Here is a 1,000-nt window from a genome sequence, read left to right on the forward strand (position 1 = left end):
GCTCCACGATGTCGTACTCGAGCGTGGCCACCTGCTCGCCGTTGTCACCCGGGGTGACGGAGACGAGCTTCACGCGGTTGTGGCGCTCGCCGCCGGGGGCGCGGCGGAACAGGGTGCCCAGGGCGTCCGGCGTGGTGAGCTCGGTGCCCAGGGGCCACGTCTCGCCGGGGCGCACGGGGTCGCGCGGCAGCTCCAGCACCAGCGTGGCCAGGTTTCGCGCGGGGCCCTGGAGCCCGTCGATGATGAAGCCGCGGTCGCTGAAGGTGGCGTCCTCGGGCGCGCCGGTGTTGGGCGCCACGCGCAGCTGGCGCTCACCGGATTTGTCCAGCACGAGCACGTACGTGTACTCGGTGGGGACGGGGGCCTTGGCGGCGGCCGGGGCTTGAGCGGCGGGGGCGGCCTTGGCGTCCTTCCCCTTCTTCTTGTCGGCCTTGGCGGGCTTCTCCGCCGGGACGGACTCCAGGACGGGCGCGTTGCGGTCCAGGGCGAGGTTGAGGCGGAAGGAGATGGGTGCGTCCTGGACGAGCTTCCAGCGCAGGACGACGGCGTCCTTGGGGACGGCGGGCGCGGCGGGAACGGGAGCGGCCTCGGCGGGCTCGGGCGCAGTGGCACCCGGCGGGCGCGGGATGGGCTCCATCTTGCCCGGCGCCTCCTGCTTGCAGGCGGTGAACGCGAGTGCGACGAGCAGACCGGAGAGACTTCGCTTCACGGGGACACTCCTGGGTGACGGTCGCGGGATAGCGGAGCGGACGGCGGTTGTAAAAGGGAGAACGGGCTTTGACGCGGCCCGACGAAGTTGGAGGTTCATGGAAGGGCGGGCATGCAGGCGCTCAGTCCTTCCGGCGCGGTGGGCGGTGGCTCACCGGCGATGGACGCGAGGAGCGCGAGCTCGCTCGGGCCGGGCAGCGTGCCTCCGCAGGCGCCGGGGCAGGGCGCCACCCGCTCGTCGAAGCGCGTGCAGTAGACCTCGATGGGCGCGGGTGGGGCCGGAGGCGGCTGG

2 protein-coding genes are annotated in these 1,000 nt (G+C 73.2%); both read right to left on the reverse strand.

The genetic code is table 11. The annotated features are described in order from the left end of the window. Nucleotides 1-709: hypothetical protein (locus tag D7Y11_RS42695; protein ID WP_126936521.1), on the reverse strand; the 709-nt coding region annotated here is incomplete at its 3' end. Between the two features lie 95 nt (nt 710-804). Continuing rightward, the coding region (locus tag D7Y11_RS44815) for a hypothetical protein (protein ID WP_233607594.1) at nt 805-1,000 on the reverse strand (196 nt) is incomplete at its 5' end.

Origin of the sequence: Corallococcus sp. AB018 (genome assembly GCF_003986945.1) — a bacterium.
GTDB lineage: Bacteria > Myxococcota > Myxococcia > Myxococcales > Myxococcaceae > Corallococcus > Corallococcus exiguus.